The organism is Cellulomonas sp. HZM (assembly GCF_000708885.1).
Lineage (GTDB): Bacteria > Actinomycetota > Actinomycetes > Actinomycetales > Cellulomonadaceae > Cellulomonas.
In genome coordinates, this window is record NZ_JEOE01000008.1 from 52,702 (window position 1) to 69,757 (window position 17,056).

A 17,056-nucleotide genomic window follows, 5' to 3' on the forward strand; every position below is an offset into this window, starting at 1 on the left:
CTCAGGCCTCCGGGGTGGTGCGGGGACGACGACTGCGCGCGGCGGCCTGCGGGCGCCACGCCTCGAGGTCGAGGCGAGTCAGCCCGAGGGTCGCCAGGGTGTGGTCCAGAAGCGCGGTGATGGACTGCGCGGGGCTGCCGCCGCGGGCGGGGTCGAAGTCGGCGTGCCACTGGTGCAGCCACGGTTCGAGCTCCGCAAGCCCGGCGAGCAGTGGTACGACGAAGTCCGACGACGCACCCTGCGCCTGCGCGTCCCCGAGCGCCCGCGCGAGCGCGAGCGCCTGGTCGGCGTGGTCCCAGCCCGCCCAGCCGACCACGGGCGACGGGTCGCCCGCGCGCGTGAGACCCGGATAGGCGATGAACCGCTCCTTGGGCACGTCGAGCTTGCCGCGCGCACGCCAGGCTGCCGTGGAGCGGAAATCCGCGGGCGCGTACTTGGGCGGCACCGGGATCGTCACGGACTCACCCGCGTCCTCGCGACGCTGCAGCGCCCACACGTGCTGCCAGTCGCGGAACTTGCTCATGGCCGAGTCCTTGAGGCGCAGCGCCGCCGCGAACGGCACGGCCTCGTCCTTGAGGAGCGCGGTGAGCGTGGCGACCGCGTCATGCTGCGCCGAGCCCGCGAGCAGCGCGAGCGCCTGTGCCAGCACCTCGTCGTCGCGCACCCGGTCCGCGAGCTGCGCAACCGACAGCGTGGCGGCGCCCCGGCCGTCGCGCCACAGGTCAGCCGACTCCAGCCGGTCGAGCGCGAGCGACCGCAGCGCCTCGGTGACCTGCTGCTCCCACGGAGTGGTGGCCCAGCGCCGCTTGTACTCCGGGCGTTCCAGCAGCCGGATGTGCGGGTTGGTCTCGATCTCGGCCAGCCGCCGCTCGACCAGCGCGCGATACTCCGACGACCAGTGCTCGGGCAGGTCCGTGCGCGGCGTCGACCCATGCCGCTCGAACCAGGCACTGCCATCGGCTCCATCTGCCACGCGACGCGCAAGCTTGATTTCGAACGCCCGCTCGCCGAGCTTGATCGATCGAGGAGCGCTGTCGACGGCCGCCGACGGCTGCCCGGATGTGAGCGACGAATCTGTCAGGCCGTACTGGAAGTAGGTCTCCCAATCGAGTTCTTCCTGCTCGAAGACCAGTCGATCTCGTAGCGCGTTCCAGCTCGTGCGAGCTCGAGAAATGGTCTCTCCGAGGGAGAGTGATTCGCTCTCGAGCACGCGGCCCGGCGCGGTGGCGCTCAGTTCTTGAGCGAGCGTGTCGAGCGCTCGCCCGCCGGCGACCAGTGAGGCCTTTGGAAGGGGAAACTGCTGAAGCTTGGTGCCGGTGAACTCGTAGAAATCTTCCCACGGAACGGTCGTCTGGCGGGCGCCCTTGGTGTCGACAGTTGAGCCCTTGTTGTGGCTGACCTGCTTGAGCCAGAAGCAGGCGGTGCTGGAGTTGAGGACCGCGAGCAGCGCGAGGTGGTCGTCCTCACTGGCCCCCTCCGGCAGCTTGATCACCGGCGCCGAGTGCACGGCGACCACAGTGTGCCGGGAAATGCTGAAGTGATTGTGCGTGGCGACAAGTGGGAAAACAATCAGGCTCGAGGCGGTCCATCGCACCTTGCTCAACTGGGAGTATTCCCACCACTCGCGGCCGATCTCCCTTTGTGTCCCTGAGAGGGCTCGCCGTATCCAGAGCAGTTCTCGAAGCGGCCAGAGCAGGCGTTTCGCTTCGATATCGGACGTTGCAACACCGACGCTGTTATAGGTGGCGAGCGCTGAATCCTCGACGGCGAGTTGCCAGTCTCGAACCTCAATGCCTGTCACCAGGGGATACTGGAGACGTGAATCGACGCGGCGCCGCCTGAGCGTCGCCTTTCCAACAAGATATGCTTCGTTCTCTCGTGTGACGGCAAGGAGGCCAATGCTTTCAATTCGCTCGTGAAGACGCGAACTTCCTACGGTCTCGAGTGCGGCAAGCAATCCGGGGGCTTCCCCGCCCGTAAGTGACCATGGGTGGTTGGCGAAAGTGCTGCGCGCCATTTCGCTCACCGAGATGAACGACCCGGAGAAAGCGGCGTCATCGACGTGCTGGACGATCTCTTCCCACACGAGCCCTCGAGCAGGATCAACAGGCTGTCGAGGTTCACCTCGGACGCCCAGCGCCGCACGAACCGTGCTGTGATTCGCCGCAAAACGAAGTCGGCCGATGAGGATCACCGTTGGCGTGCCATGGCCGGGGATGTAAGCCCCGGAGGTGTCGATGACCGTCGTCAGGTCCACGGGGTAGTCGGCGTCGCGGCCCGAGAGGAAGTCCTCGATGACCTTCCTACCGAACTCGCGCTTCATGAACGAGTTGGCGGTGATCTGACCGACGTAGCCCGCGCCGCCGTCGGTGCCCTGGCGCTTGGCGAGGCGGAAGAACAGTTCCATGAAGGGCACGGACAGTGCGTACTGACGGTGGCACGTCGGGTACGCCGCGCGGTACGCCTTGGAGGCCGCTGGGTCTTTCGGCACGATGTAGGGCGGGTTGCCGACGACCACGTGGTAGCGGCCGTGAGTGAGGATGCCGTGGTACTGCCTGAGGTCTTCAGAGGCGTACTCGTACGCGTCTCCGCCGTCGCCGGAGAGGTCGAGCGTGTTCTGCGTCCCGCTCGCGCCCAGCAGCGAGTCGCCGATCGCCAGGTTCAGGTGGTACTCCGGGGCGGCCGTGAGGGTGGTGTCGCCCGCGGTGCGCAAGGCGGCGATCGTGAGTCGGAACCGGGCGATCGCGACTGCGAAGGGGTTGAGGTCGACGCCGTGCACTGCCTTGAGAGCGCGCTCGACGCGCACGCGGACCGGGGTGTTGGGCTCGCGTGCCCCGATCTCGTCGACGATGCGGCGGAACGCGCCGAGCAGGAAGTGGCCTGAGCCGCACGTGGGGTCGATGAGGCGTAGGTCGGCGACACCGAACTCGGCGATCGCCGGTGTGAGCGTGCGGTCGAGGATGAACTCCTCGACGAACTCGGGGGTCTGCAGCAGCGCGTAGGTCTTCTTCGCGTAGTCGGACAGGTCCTGGTAGAGGTCACCCAGGAAGCGGGTGTCGAGCGTCGGGTCGGTGAAGTCGTGCACCAGGGCGCCGGACTCGTCGGACGCGCGCCAGAACTCGAGCAGCGACTTGGCCGCGGGCTCCGACACGGTCATCCGGTAGACGAGGTTGTGGTCTCGGTCGAGCAGCGCCTTGCCCGCAGGCAGGGAGCCGAGTGCGTCGAACGCGAGGCGCAGCCAGTCGGTGGACAGGGCCGTCGGGACGCGCTCGTAGTGCCCCTGCTCGTTCTCCACCGCCTCACGCGTGCGGGCTCCCGGGCCGGCGATCCAGAGGGGATCCTGTCCCGCCGTCGGGTGGCCGGCCAGCAGGTGGTTGTCCTCGCAGAAGCGGACGAACGTGCAGGCCAGCACCCAGGCGACGGCGGCCTGCGCCACCTCGCCGTCACGCCACGACGCCCACGTCAGGGCGGTGCGCTCGCGCTCGACCGCGCCGTCGTACTCCCGGCGCAGGTTCGCGGACCAGTCGACCTCGGGGTCGTCGGACCGCTCGCGCAGGTCGGTCTCGAGCAGCGTGACGCGGCGGCGCAGCGCGGCGAGCAGCGTGCGATGGTCGGCGCGGGTGTCGGTCGTGGTGCTCACGCGAGTGCTCCGGTGATGGTGCGGGTGGTCAGGTCGTCGGGCACGTCGATCCAGCCGTCGGCGCCCAGCGGAACCGGCCGGCCGTCCAGGGCCGGCACACGCTGCGACGGGCGGCGCGGCACCAGCAGCCAGCGGGCCGCGGGTCTCGGGCTCGCCTGGTCCAGAAGTCCCGAGACCAGGTGCGCCAGGCCGTACCGGGCCAGGGGGGCGGCCCGAACGAGCAGGAGCGGACGCTCGTCGGCGCCGATCCGTGCCCACGGTCCGCCCATCGCCTCCGCGACCAGCCCGCACAGCATGGGCCAGTCGGGGTGGTCGGTGCGAGCGTCCGTGCCGAGCACCACCGACCAGTCGACGTGGTCGCGGTCGGCGAGCGCGTGCATCGCGGACAGCAGCTCCGCGGCGACGTCCACCACCGTCACGCCGTAGGCGTCGGCCAGGGCCGCGGCCGTCTCGTCGTGCACCCGCGGCGGCGCGCACAGCGTGAGAGCGGACGACGACGCGATGGAACGGCGCAGGTGCTGGTCCACGGCGTCCGCGGACTGCGTCGTCACGGCCTGCACCGAGGTCGACGACGCGGTCGACCGATGCGTCGGGCGCGCATAGTGCGCCCCGTCCCAGCGGACCGCGGGCAGCGCGGCCTGCACGAGCGCATCGAGCTCGGGGCGTGCCGGCAGCGACGACGCAGCCGGGAAGCGGGTCGCGACCCGGCGGCGGATCCCCGCCTCGCTGAGCGTCGGCGTGGTGACGGTGCGCAGGGCGATCTCGACCGCCTGCCGCGCGGTCAGCCGATCGGCGTAGAGCTCGTGCAGGCTCGACAGATGCGCGTCGCTGGTGGCCGCCGCGAGGCGTAGGAGGCGGTCGTCGCCGATCACCCGCGGGTCGCTCATCAGGCGTCCGAGCCGGGCGCGCAGCTCCGCGCGAGCCGTCGCCGCGGGGACCACCGCCTGCGTGCCGAGCACGGCTCCGACGGCCTCGGGGAGGGTCGCGGCCTCGTCCAGCAGCGCCGTGTGAGGGCGCAGCGCGAGCAGCACCAGGTCTCCCGAGCGGCGTACCGCGAAGGCGGGCTCGGGCGCCGCCTCGTCGGCCTCGATCACCGCCCGCACCAGGCCCGCCGCGTGCGCGTTGCGCGCGGGCCCCTCGGCGGTCGAGCCGTGCCGCAGCAGAAGAGCCGCGGCGACCTCGCGCAGGGTCCCGATGCGCTGCTCGTCCATCAGCACCGCGGCGACCTCGTCGTGGAGCTCCGCAACGAGCGGCGACTTCTGCCAGCGCGCCAGCGCGGCATCCAGGGCGTCGCCCACCGCGGCGCGCGTGGCACCGGTCGCGCGCGCGACATGGGCGGCGTCGGGCCACACCGCATCGCCGTCCAGGCCCAGGACCACCTGCAGCAGCCGAGTGTGCTCGCCGTCGCGGGCCTTGGCCAGCGCGGCCAGCGTCGACTCCACACCCCGGTCCGCGGCGAGCGGGGTGGTCTCCTGCGTCGTCGTGGGCTGCGCTAGCAGGCGCGCCCGCCACTCGCGCTTGCGCCGCTGCACCTCCTTGCGCAGCTGCTCACCGAGCCCGGGCAGGCCGTTGATCTGCAGGGGCGAGGTACGCAGCAGCTCCCCGACGGTCGTCGCGTCGAGGCGCGACAGCGCCGACAGGGCGCGCGCGGAGAGGCCCGCAGCCGCGAGCGGCGTGTCGAGCGTCGCCGCGGCGGCCGCTTGGTCGCGAGTCGCGTCGTCGTCGTCGCCCGCCTGCTCGTCGAGCGCGGCGAACACCGCCCGCCACGCCGCCGCCATCGCCACCGCGTCGGCGAACCGGTCGCCCGCCGCCGGTGCCAGTGCACGGCGGAAGAACGCCGCCATCGCCGGGGCCACAGCGGCCTCGAACATCGGCTCGTCGACCACCACGCGGTCGGTCGCGCTCGCCGGCGCCAGGTCCCCGTCCGCCCACCACGGCGCGTTCGTCGTGGCCATCTCGTAGAGGGTCACGGCCACCGCGTACAGCTCGGCGGCGCGGTCGAACCGCGGTCGGCGGGCCGCAGGCGGGACGTCCGTGCGGCCCAGGTACGGGTCCAGGTACCCGCGCGTGCCGGATCCGACGTGCTCCAGCGGCTCGCGCGCGAGCGACAGGTCGAACAGGACGAGGCGGGGGCGGCGCGTGCTCGGGTCCTGGCCCACGCCGATGTTGGCGGGCTTCACGTCCCGGTGGAACACACCCTGGCCGTCCAGGTGGGCCACCGCGTCGAGCAACTGGCCGCCGAACCGCTCCAGCTCGTCCAGCGGCGAGCGTCCCTTGGCCTCGAGCCACCCCGCGAGGGTCTGCTTGCCCGCGTCGGACAGCAGCAACGCGCGCCGGTCGCCGACGTGGAGCGGCCCGTCGAGCAGCGTCACGACGTTCGGATGCCGCCCGATCTTGGTCAGCACCGCGGCTTCGTCGTCCAGCCGCGCGGCGGCCGAGTCGTCGCGGGCCACCTTGAGGACCACGCCCTCGCGGGTCACGTCCGCGGTCACCTCGTCGACGAGCAGCGCCGTGCCCGTCGAGCCGGTACCCCGGGTGCCGCGCACGATGAACCGGTCGTCGATCGCGTCACCGATCGCCGCGTCGAGCGGGTCGGGGGCCGCGGGCCGTTCGTCGGCCGGAGCGTCGTGCGCCGGTGCGGTGAGCTCGTCCTCCGCCGCGTCGAGGCCTGCGAGGAAGTCGTCGACACCCGTGAGGCGGTCCGCCTCGACGCGTGCGGTCGCCTCGCACACCAGGTCAGCCAAGCAGTCCGCGATGTCGGGGTCGGCGCGGCGCGGGTCGAGGGCCTTGTCCGCCGAGAGGCTCTGCTCGAGCTCGGCGAGCGAGGACGCCGGCGCCTTGCCGGTGAGGACGAGGTAGGCCAGCGCGCCCAGGCCGTAGACGTCGAGCGGGATCGCGGGCGCGTCGACGCTGCCCGCGTGCAGCTCGGGGGCCAGGTACACCCACGACGACGTGTCCACCGCGGTCCGCACGTCCGACGTGCCGAAGGACGTCGCAGTCGGCGCTGCCGTGGTGGTCGTCGGCGTGCGGCGCCCGGTCTGCCAGTCGCGGACGACGACCTGGGGCGAGCGGCCCGGGCGCACGTAGACCTGCCGTGGCGTCAGGGCCCGGTGCACCAGCCGGCGTTGGTGTGCATAGCGCAGGGCCTCCGCGAGCTGGCGGACCAGCGACAGACGGCCGTCCAGACCGAGCGTGCGACCGTGCTCGGCCATGAACGCGTCGAGAGGGACGTCCCGCTCGTCGTACTCGAACAGCAGCGCCGGGCCCAGGTCCGACTCGGGCACCAGCTCGAGCGGCGCCGCGATGCCCGGGTGCGTGATGCCCTGCGTGAAGACGAACTCTCGGCGTGCGGCGCGCGCGACGTCGTCGCGCTGCTGCTGCGGCGCGCCGGGCGGGACCGTGAAGATCCGCACGCGACGGCGCACGTCCTTCAACGTCGGATGCTGCGCCAGCACGTCGTGCCAGCCCGGTCCCTCGGCGAGTGCGTCCGCCGACTCCACCGAGTAGATGCCCACCATGCGCGTGCGCGGCGTCGCGACGAAACCCGCGTGCTGCAGGAGCTGTCGGATCCTCGTCGCGCCCGGGCCGTCCACCAGCGTGCGGTGCGTGCCGGACGAGGGCGGCCGCTCGAGCACGCCGCGCAGCGTGCTCGACAGGCCTGCCACCTCGAAACCGTCCAGCGCGACGACCTGGGCCTGCAGCTCCGGCGCGAGCTCCAGCCTCGAGCCGCGTCCGTGCAGCACCACCAACGGCTCGATCCACGGAACCGTGCTGCCCCGGGGTGCCCGCTGGCTCAGCAGGCTGCGCAGTCGCTTGGCCTTGAGGTCCGTGGCGTACAGGGGATTGCGTTCGGTGCGGACGGAGCCCGTGGGGCTGGTCAGGCGCCACGACTGCTGGTCGCCGACGATCCGGCCGTGCCAGCCTTTGAGCTCGACGAGGAAGAACCCCACCCGGCTCAGCAGCAACAGGTCGACCTCGGCCGTGCGGCCCTGCAGGTCGACGAACGACACGTTGGCCCACGCGTGCGTCACGGCGTCGTTCGGCAACAGTGCGCGGATCGCTGCGAGCGCCTGCTCCTCACCGGGGCCGGCGGGTTCGCCGAGCGAGCGCCACTGGCTCGACGACGTGTCCATGCGGTGGCTTCCTCGCTCCCTGCTCTGTGTGCTGCGCTTGACGATCCTGCCAGTAGTCGCGGCGCTTGGAAGCGATCGATGTCGAACCGGACCGGAGTGTCCAGATTTGGTCCGGCGCCTACGAGGTCTCGTCGCCGACTTCTGGGGCGGGCGCGATGTCCAGAGCGCTTCTGAGCGCGTCCCCGAGAACGGAGCCGCGCAGCTCCTCCATGGTCTTCTTCTCGATCTGGCGGATCCGCTCGCGCGTGACGCCGTAGACCTTGCCGATCTCGTCGAGCGTCCTCGTCTCGCCGTCGGCGAGCCCGAAGCGAAGCATGATCACGCCCCGCTCTCGCGGGCCGAGCGCGTCGAGGACCTTGCGGACGTCCGCACGGAGGAGGTTGCCGAACAAGACCTCGTCGGGGCCTTCGTCGGGGAGGTCGTCGATGATCGCGTGACCTAGGGGGATCGTCCAACGAGTCCCGTCCCAGGTCGCATCGGGGATCTCGTCCACCGTCGCGGCGACGGGTTCGTCGAGCGACCTCAGGGGCGCGGACCAGGTCAGAAGGTCGATGACGGTTGTCCGGTCGAGGTCGGTCGCGGCGGCGAGCACGGCGGTGCTGGGCAGCGACGCACGGGTCGCGGTGTATGCCCTCTGCGCCGCCCGGACCTTGCGCACGTTCTCGAACACGTGGACCGGCAGCCGGATCGTGCGGCCACGGTCGGCGATCCCGCGCGTGATGCTCTGCCTGATCCACCACGTCGCAAAGGTGGAGAACTTGTACCCCAGACGGTGGTCGAACCGCTCGACGGACCGGATCAGTCCGAGGTTTCCCTCCTGCACGATGTCGAGGAGCTCCATCCCGTACCCGCTGTACCGCTTCGCGATCGACACGACGAGTCGAAGGTTTGCCTCGAGAAGGTGGTCCGTGGCTCGTCGTCCGTCGTGGACGAGCCACTCGAGCTCGCGGCGCAGCCTGCGCTCGGTCGTCGCACCGCTCTCCAGGCGCTCGCGCGCGAACAGACCCGCCTCGATGCGCTTCGCGAGCGCGACCTCCTGCGCCGCCGTGAGGAGCGGGACCTTGCCGATCGCGCGGAGGTAGTCCTTGACCGGGTCGGTCGTCGGCCCGGGCGTCGTGAGCACGGGCAGCGGCTCGTCGTCGGCGTCCGTCGGCGACGGTTCGGACGGGGGCGGCCGGGGGACGGTCGCTTGCGGCGCAGGCGTCTGGGGCGCCGTCGGTGGTGGTGGCGAAGGGATCGCGGGCCGCGACGCCTCGTGCGGAACCTGCCTCGCGACGCGCCCAACGAAGGCGACGAGTGCTGTCAGGTCCTGACGGCGCGCGAGCGGTGCACGGGCATCGCGCGAGGAGAACGCGTTCGAGGCCCACCAGAACTCGCTCAGCGGTAGCTGCATGTGCGGGGCGAGCAGCGCGAATACTCGGCGCACCTCCGCGTCGCCGCCCGCTCGTGACGCCTCGCCTTGCACAGCCAGCACGTGGAACGAGCCGGCGAGCACCCGCAACATCGTCACGGAGCCGAGCAGGCTCGACTGACGCAGTTCGCTCGGAGTGAGCTGGTCCTCGGCGACGTCGGCAAGGTCGTCGAACCCGACGACGAGGGCGTCGAGGAACAGCTCCCCCAGGGCGTGCGCCGCCGCGTCGTCGAGCGACCGAGCGCGCTCCGTGGTGACCCAGCCGTTGATGCCGAGGACGGCGGCGGTCACGACGTCGACGACGTTCTGCAACGACAGCAGGGTGAACCGCTTGGCCGCCACACGGTCGTTCTCGAAGTCCACCCTCCCGGCCAGCAGCGGATGCTCCTCGGCCAACCGCCGCGCGGCCCGATGGATCGGCGCTCGCTTGTCGAACCCGGCCGAGAGCGACTTCGAGATCCCCTTGGCGTTGGCGGCGATGTCGAAGAAGTACTGCTTGTGCTCCTCGATGCCGACGCCCTCGAGGATCTCCACCGTCACGGACTCCGCGGAGAGTCGCTCGTGGTGCTCTCCCACATGCCCGCTGAGCAGATGCCACCCCAGCGTGCGGTGCTGGCCGTCGAGGATCTGCAGCCCGGACGCGCTCGGGCCCGGGAGGCGCAGGATGCCGGCAATCAGGCCGCCGCTCTGGCTGATCGGCTCGAACCAGGGGTCGAGGACCTCGGGTGTGTCGGTGAGCAGTGGCGGTGCGACCCAGCGGCGGTTGGCGAGCCAGTAGTCCGCGAACTCCGTGGCGTGCCGGAGCGACACGCGGCGGTTGCCGGTGAACGGCTCGTCGGGGTCCGGGATCGGTAGGACGTCGGCCAGGCGCGCGAGGGGCACCGCAACCGTGTAGAGGCGAGTGCCCGCGCGCTCGAACCGCTGCGCCAGGAGCTCTGCCCCCAGCGGCGGCACCAGGCCCGGCATACGTCCCCTCGTTCCTCACTGCTGCGTGCAGACGTCCGCCGCCCGCTGCGCATGATCATCGTCGCCACCACTGACATCGGAACGACGTGCGAGAAGCTGAAGCGACGCCTCAAGTCTGTGGTGGGCCGTCGCCGACCAAGCAGTTCGTCACGCCGTGGGCGTCTATGGCGTGACGAACTGCTTGCTCGGCGTCGGGGGGCGGCGTCGGTGTCCGGGTCAGGAGCTCGGTGGGGCCGTCGACGAGCGTTCGATCAGCGACGTCGACAGCTCGACCCGGCCCGCGTCCTCGTCGGGCCGGCGCTGCAGCAGCATGCGCGTCGCGGTGGCCGCCATCTCGAACAGCGGCTGGCGCACGGTGGTGAGCCGCGGCCACACCCACTCGCACACCTCGGTGTCGTCGAACCCGACCACCGAGAGGTCCTCCGGGACGCGCAGCCCGCGCGCCCGTGCGACGTCGTACACGCCCGCGGCCTGCTGGTCGGAGCCCGCGAAGATCGCCGTGGGCGGCTCGGGCAGCGCGAGCAGGTGCGCCGCGCCGGCCTCGCCGCCGCCCTGCAGGAAGTCGCCGTAGCGGACCAGCTCCTCGTCGAGCGGGATCCCGGCGCGCTGCAGGGCCGAGCGGTAGCCGTCGAGACGGTCGCGCGCGCACGCCAGGTCGGCCGGGCCGGTGATGATGCCGATGCGGCGGTGGCCGAGCGCCAGCAGGTGCTCGGTCGCGGACAGGCCGCCCGCCCAGTTGGTCGCGGCGACGGTCGGAACGTTGCGGTCGGACGCGCCCACGGGGTCGACGAGCACGTACGGCGCGCCGAGCCGGCGCAGCTCCTCGGCCGCGCCGGGCTGCAGCTCGGACACCACGAGCACCACGCCGTCCGTGCGCCGCGCGGCGAGGTGCGAGATCCAGTGCTTGTTGCCGACCCGCCGCCCGTGCGTCGCGGTCACGACGAGCCCGACGCCCGCGCGGGCGGCCTCCGCCTCGGCGCCGCGCACCAGCTCGTTGGCCCACATCGAGTCGAGGTCGCGGATCACGAGGTCGACGAGGCCCACGGGCTTGCGCCGCTCGCCGCCGCGTCGCCGGTAGCCGTGCTCCTCGAGCAGCTCGCGCACGCGGTCGCGCGTCTCGCCCGAGACCCCCTCGCGGCCGTTGAGCACCTTCGAGACGGTCGGCACGGAGACCCCGGCCAGGTCGGCGATCTGGGAGATCGTCACGCGCTGCGTCGTCGTCACGGCGGCGTCCTCGCTCGTCGGGCCGCAGTCGGCGGCGGGTGTGAGGGTCGAGAAGGTCACGGAACGATCTCGATAGTTTCGGAGCAGTTTTCCCGGGTGTCGTCGGACTCATTGACCCCTTCGACGCCGCGATCCTAACGTCGACGCGCACGCAACATCAATGCAACTTTCGCTCGCGGCACCGAGGCCGACGAGCGAGCACAGACATCTCGACGAGGAGACGACATGCGCATGCGTCGCAACAACGGCCGCGTGGTCACCGCCGCCGGCATCGCGGTCCTGAGCCTGGCGCTCGCGGCCTGCGGGAGCTCCGGGCCGTCCGACTCCGCCAGCGGCGGCAGCACCGGCGGCACCGACGGCAGCACCGGCGGCTCGGCCGCCGGCGGAAAGGGCCAGCTCTGGGTCATCACGGACGCGAGCCTCAACCCGCTGCAGAAGGCGAGCGTCGCGGAGTTCAACAAGTCCACCAAGAGCGGCGTCACGTTCTCGGTCAGCGACTTCGCGAACGACCCGTACAAGCAGAAGCTGCAGACCGCGATCGGCTCGGCCAACCAGCCCGACATCTTCTACAACTGGGGCGGGGGCAACCTCAAGCAGTACGTCGACGCCGGCCAGGTCGCCGACATCACCGACGCCGTGAACGCCGCGGCGGACTTCAAGTCCAAGCTGATCCCGTCCGTGCTGGACGTCGGCACGATCGACGGCAAGATCTACGGCGTCCCGATGCAGGGCGTGCAGCCGGTCATGCTGTTCGCCAACGCCGACGTGCTCAAGGCCGCGGGCGTCGACGCGATGCCGACGACGTGGGACGACCTGCAGACCGCGATCACCAAGCTGAAGGCCGCCAAGAAGACGCCGATCGCGCTCGCCGGCTCACAGGGCTGGACCGAGCTGATGTGGCTCGAGTACCTGCTCGACCGCAACGGCGGCGCCGACGTGTTCCAGAAGATCGTGGGCGGCGACAAGTCCGCGTGGGGAGACCCGGCCGTCACGCAGTCGCTGACGATGATCCAGGACCTCGTCACCGAGGGCGCGTTCGGCACCAACTACTCGTCGGTCGGCTACGACAACCAGGGCACGCTCGCGCTGCTCGCGGGCGGAAAGGCGGGCTTCGAGCTCATGGGCTCGTGGGAGGTGTCGGCCCTCAACGGCAACTTCCCCAAGTTCGCCAAGAGCGACTCGCTCACGTGGGGCAAGTTCCCGACGGTGCCGAACGGCAAGGGCGACCCGGCGGCGATCGTCGGCAACCCGTCGAACTTCTACTCCGTCACCAACGCCTCGAAGGTCAAGGAGGCCGCGGAGGAGTACCTCACGACGCAGCTCGCGAGCGACACCTACGTCCAGGGCCTGCTCGACGTCGGCCAGGTGCCCGCGATCACGGGCCTCGAGGACAAGGTGAAGACCGGTGACTTCGCGGACTTCAACGCGTTCACGTACGACCTCGTCAAGAACGCGCCGTCGTTCACGCAGTCGTGGGACCAGGCGCTCGACGCGGCGACCTCGCAGACGCTGCTCACGAGCCTGCAGAAGGTGTTCCTCAAGCAGATGACGCCCCAGCAGTTCGTCGACGCGATGAGCAAGTGATGGCGTTGCCCTCCTCGCGCACGGGACGGCCCGGCCCCCTCTGGGCCGTCCCGGCGCTGGCCTTCTTCGCACTGTTCGCGCTGCTGCCGATGCTGATCGTGGTCGGGCTGTCGTTCACGCGGTGGAGCGGCATCGACCAGCCGCAGTTCACCGGGTTCGACAACTGGGCCCACCTGGCCGACGACGCGCAGCTGCTGCCGTCGTTCCGGCTGACGGTCGTGCTGACGCTCGCGTCGTGGGTCCTGCAGACGGCCGTGGCCCTCCCGCTGGGCGTCTGGGCGGCAGCGCCCGGGCGCCCGCGGGCGGTGCTCGCCGCCATCTGGTTCGTCCCGCTGCTCATGTCGTCGGCCGCCATCGCGATCCTGTGGGGACTGCTGCTGGACCCGAACTTCGGGCTCGCGAGCGTCCTCGGACCGCTCGTCGGCGTCGACGACGGGAACTTCATCGGCAACCCCGACCTCGCGCTGTGGGTGTGCATCGCGGTGATCGCGTGGCAGTTCGTGCCCTTCCACGTGCTGCTCTACCAAGGCGCGACGCGGCGGATACCCGAGACGCTGTACGAGGCCGCGCGCCTCGACGGCGCCTCGAAGCTGCAGCGCTTCCGGGCCGTGACGGTCCCGCAGCTGCGCAACACCATCGTGACGTCGAGCGTGCTCATGCTCGTCGGCTCCCTGACCTACTTCGAGATCATCCTCATCCTCACGGGCGGCGGCCCCGGCACCGCGACGCGCGTGCTGCCGCTGCACATGTACCTCGAGGGCTTCTCGTCGTTCGACATGGGCTACGCCTCGGTGATCGCGGTGCTGCTGCTCGTTCTCGGCACGGGCCTGTCGATCTTCGTGACACGCGTGACCGGCTACGCGCGCATGGACTCCCAGACGGAGGGGATGTGAGCACCGTGACCACCACCGCACCCGCCACCCGGCCCGCGGCGAGCGCGGCCGCGGAGACCCGCAGGCGCGGGACCAAGCGGGAGCGGCCCTCGACGGTCGGCTGGCTCGCGGCGGGCGTGTGGCTCGTCGTCGTCGCCGTCCCGCTGTACTTCCTGATCACCACGTCCCTGCGCGCGCAGAGCGAGTACCTGCTGTCCGGGCCGGTCTCCGCGCCCACCGACCTCACGCTCGACAGCTACTCGCTGGTGCTGCACTCCGGCTTCTGGGGGTACCTGCGCAACACGGCCGTGGTCACGGTCGCCACCGTGGTGCTCGTGCTGGCGCTCGCGCTGCCCGCCGCGTACGCGATCGTGCGCTCGCGGTCCCGGTTCGTGCGACGCATGTTCTCGCTCGTGCTCCTGGGCCTCGCGATCCCCGCGCAGGCGACGATCATCCCGCTCTACCTGATCGTGACGAAGCTGCACCTGTACGACTCGCTCACCGCGATCGTGCTCCCGTCCGCGGCGTTCTCCATCCCGCTCGCGGTTCTGGTGCTGACGTCGGCGATGCGCGACGTGCCGAACGAGCTGTACGAGGCGATGGCGGTCGACGGCGGCTCACCCGTGCGCGCGTTCGTGACGCTCGCGATCCCGCTGTCCCGCGGCGGCATCACCACCATCGCGATCTACACCGCTATGGGCGCGTGGAACGGCTTCCTGTTCCCCCTGGTGTTCACGCAGTCCGAGAACGTGCGCGTGCTGACGCTCGGGCTGTGGCGCTACCAGACGCAGTACGGCGTGAACGTCCCGGCCATCTGCGCCGCGGTGACGCTCTCGCTGCTCCCCCTGCTCGCGCTCTACCTGCTGGGCCGGCGCCAGCTCCTGTCGGGGCTGACCGCGGGCTTCGGCAAGTGAGCGCCCACCACCTCGACGAAGAGATGACGATGACGACGACGACGACGACCGAGCGCGCCCGCGCGCTGCTCGCCGAGATGACCCTCGACGAGAAGCTCGCGCAGCTCGTCGGGTTCTGGGTCGACGCGGGCGGCGAGGTCGTGGCCCCCATGCAGGGCGAGATGGACCCGGGCGGCGGCGTCGCCGAGGTGTCGCAGGACGGGCTCGGGCAGCTCACGCGCGTGTACGGCACGCGGCCCGTCGAGCCGGCCGAGCGGGCGCGCTGGCTGGCGCGGACGCAGGCGGAGATCCGGTCGCGCTCGCGGTTCGGCATCGGGGCGCTGGTGCACGAGGAGTGCCTCACGGGTCTCGCGGCATGGCAGGCGACGACGTTCCCGACCCCGCTCGCGTGGGGCGCCTCCTTCGACCCCGACCTGGTGGAGCAGATGGGCGCCGCGATCGCGTCGTCGATGCGTGCGCTCGGCGTGCACCAGGGCCTCGCGCCCGTGCTCGACGTGGTGCGCGACGCCCGGTGGGGACGCGTCGAGGAGTGCATCGCGGAGGACCCGTACCTCGTCGGCTCGGTCGGCACCGCGTACGTGCGCGGGCTCGAGGGGTCGGGGGTGATCGCGACGCTCAAGCACTTCGTCGGCTACTCGGCGTCCACCGCGGGGCGCAACCTGGCGCCCGCCCGCGTGGGCCCGCGCGAGCTGCGGGACGTGCTGCTGGTCCCGTTCGAGATGGCCGTGCGCGACGGCGGCGTGCGCTCGGTCATGCACTCGTACGCGGAGGTCGACGGGGTCCCCGTGGCCGCGTCCGCGGAGCTGCTCACCGGCGTGCTGCGCGACGAGTGGGGGTTCGACGGCGTGCTCGTCGCCGACTACTTCGGCGTCGCGTTCCTGCACACGCTGCACCAGGTCGCGGCCGACCTCGGCGAGGCGGCGGGCCGTGCGCTCGCGGCCGGCGTCGACGTCGAGCTGCCCAGCGGGGACGCGTTCCTCGCCCCGCTCGCGGCGGAGGTCCGGGCCGGACGGGTCGACGAGGCGCTCGTCGACCGTGCGCTGCTGCGCGTGCTCACGCAGAAGGCGGGGCTGGGCCTGCTGGACCCGGCCGACGAGCCCGCGATCCCGGACGTGATCGACCTCGACCCGCCCGCGCACCGGGCCATCGCGGCGCGGCTCGCGGCCGAGTCGGTGGTGCTCGTGCGCAACTCCGGCGTGCTGCCGCTCGCCGCGGGCGCCCGCGTGGCGGTCGTCGGCCCCAACGCCGACCGTGCCCAGGCGCTGTTCGGCTGCTACTCGTTCGCCAACCACGTGCTCTCGCACCACCCCGACGTGCCGCTCGGCATCGAGGTGCGCACGGTGCTGGAGGCGCTGCGCGACGAGGCGGACGTCGTCGCGTACGCCGCGGGCTGCGCGGTGGACGACGACGACCGCTCCGGCATCCCCGCCGCGGTCGAGGCCGCCCGGGACGCCGACGTCGTCGTCGCGGTCGTCGGCGACCAGGCCGGGCTGTTCGGCCGCGGGACCGTCGGCGAGGGTTGCGACCGTGACGACCTCGACCTGCCGGGCGTGCAGCGCGAGCTCGTCGAGGCGCTGCTCGCCACCGGCACGCCCGTGGTGCTCGTGCTGGTCACCGGCCGGCCGTACGCGATCGGGTGGGCCGACGGGCGCTGCGCGGCGATCGTGCAGGCGTTCTTCCCCGGCGAGGAGGGTGCGGGCGCCGTCGCGGGGGTGCTGTCCGGGCGGGTCAACCCGTCGGGCCGGCTGCCCGTGACGCTGCCCCGCTCGGTCGGCGCGCAGCCGTTCTCCTACCTGCACCCGACGCTCGGCGGCCCCACGCAGGTGAGCAACCTCGACCCGACGCCGGTGGCCGAGCTGGGGCACGGGCTGTCGTACACGACGTTCGTGCACGAGCGGCTGACCGTGCCGGCGTCGATCCCGACCGCGGGCGTCTTCGAGGCGTCGGTCGTCGTGACCAACACCGGGTCACGGGCGGGCGACGACGTCGTGCAGCTCTACGCGCGCGACGAGTTCGCGTCCGTCACCCGGCCCGTCGCGCAGCTCGTCGGGTACCGCCGGGTGTCGCTCGAGCCGGGGGAGTCGGTGCGCGTGACGTTCCGGGTGCCGACGACGCGGCTCGCGCTGACCGACCTCGCGATGCGGCGCGTCGTCGAGCCGGGCGCGGTGACGTTCTGGGTCGGTCCGTCGTGCTCCGTGCGGGAGACGGCCGTCGCGTCCGAGCTCGTCGGTCCGGTCCACCCGGTCACGGGCGCCGACGAGCGCCTCGTGACGAGCGCTGTCGGGTGATCCCTGCGCGGTGGCCTGTCCGCG

The 17,056-nt window shown here is 71.8% G+C and carries 8 protein-coding genes; 4 read left to right on the plus strand and 4 right to left on the minus strand.

From position 1 onward, the window contains the following. Position 1: 1 nt before the first annotated feature. The 4 genes from pglX to AW16_RS0106625 form a co-directional block, all read right to left on the minus strand. Positions 2 to 3,640 (minus strand): BREX-2 system adenine-specific DNA-methyltransferase PglX, encoded by a 3,639-nt coding sequence (gene pglX / locus AW16_RS0106610; RefSeq protein ID WP_051681728.1) that lies wholly within the window; start codon positions 3,638 to 3,640, stop codon positions 2 to 4. After that, positions 3,637 to 7,773 (minus strand): BREX system serine/threonine kinase PglW, encoded by a 4,137-nt coding sequence (gene pglW / locus AW16_RS0106615; protein ID WP_029289175.1) that lies wholly within the window; start codon positions 7,771 to 7,773, stop codon positions 3,637 to 3,639. The genes pglX and pglW overlap by 4 nt, the downstream gene beginning before the upstream one ends. 118 nt (positions 7,774 to 7,891) lie before the next feature. Beyond that, positions 7,892 to 10,150, minus strand: a complete 2,259-nt coding sequence (locus tag AW16_RS17600) for a sigma-70 family RNA polymerase sigma factor (protein WP_051681729.1) — start codon at positions 10,148 to 10,150, stop codon at positions 7,892 to 7,894. 216 nt (positions 10,151 to 10,366) lie between these two features. Further along, positions 10,367 to 11,434, minus strand: coding sequence for a LacI family DNA-binding transcriptional regulator (locus AW16_RS0106625; RefSeq protein WP_231495967.1), 1,068 nt, complete (start codon positions 11,432 to 11,434; stop codon positions 10,367 to 10,369). A gap of 165 nt (positions 11,435 to 11,599) precedes the next feature. Between AW16_RS0106625 and AW16_RS0106630 the strand changes: the two genes are divergently transcribed. The 4 genes from AW16_RS0106630 to AW16_RS0106645 are packed head-to-tail and all read left to right on the plus strand — an operon-like array spanning position 11,600 to position 17,032. Next, the gene (locus AW16_RS0106630; protein WP_197021576.1) at positions 11,600 to 12,958 is read left to right on the plus strand and encodes an extracellular solute-binding protein; all 1,359 of its coding nucleotides are present in this window, start codon (positions 11,600 to 11,602) and stop codon (positions 12,956 to 12,958) included. Then, positions 12,958 to 13,851: a carbohydrate ABC transporter permease gene (locus tag AW16_RS0106635; protein WP_029289179.1), complete on the plus strand. Its 894-nt coding sequence runs from the start codon at positions 12,958 to 12,960 to the stop codon at positions 13,849 to 13,851. The genes AW16_RS0106630 and AW16_RS0106635 overlap by 1 nt, the downstream gene beginning before the upstream one ends. 5 nt (positions 13,852 to 13,856) lie before the next feature. Next, the gene (locus AW16_RS0106640) at positions 13,857 to 14,744 is read left to right on the plus strand and encodes a carbohydrate ABC transporter permease (protein ID WP_156044079.1); all 888 of its coding nucleotides are present in this window, start codon (positions 13,857 to 13,859) and stop codon (positions 14,742 to 14,744) included. Between the two features lie 23 nt (positions 14,745 to 14,767). After that, the gene (locus AW16_RS0106645; protein ID WP_029289181.1) at positions 14,768 to 17,032 is read left to right on the plus strand and encodes a beta-glucosidase; all 2,265 of its coding nucleotides are present in this window, start codon (positions 14,768 to 14,770) and stop codon (positions 17,030 to 17,032) included. The last annotated feature ends 24 nt before the right edge of the window (positions 17,033 to 17,056 follow it).

What these genes read in the sequence shown, in the direction of transcription:
- AW16_RS0106635 (WP_029289179.1), top strand. Translation starts at nt 12,958, where the DNA reads ATGGCGTTGCCCTCCTCGCGCACGGGACGGCCCGGCCCCCTCTGGGCC.
- AW16_RS0106630 (WP_197021576.1), top strand. Translation starts at nt 11,600, where the DNA reads ATGCGCATGCGTCGCAACAACGGCCGCGTGGTCACCGCCGCCGGCATC.
- AW16_RS17600 (WP_051681729.1), bottom strand. Translation starts at nt 10,150, where the DNA reads ATGCCGGGCCTGGTGCCGCCGCTGGGGGCAGAGCTCCTGGCGCAGCGG.
- pglW (WP_029289175.1), bottom strand. Translation starts at nt 7,773, where the DNA reads ATGGACACGTCGTCGAGCCAGTGGCGCTCGCTCGGCGAACCCGCCGGC.
- AW16_RS0106645 (WP_029289181.1), top strand. Translation starts at nt 14,768, where the DNA reads ATGACGATGACGACGACGACGACGACCGAGCGCGCCCGCGCGCTGCTC.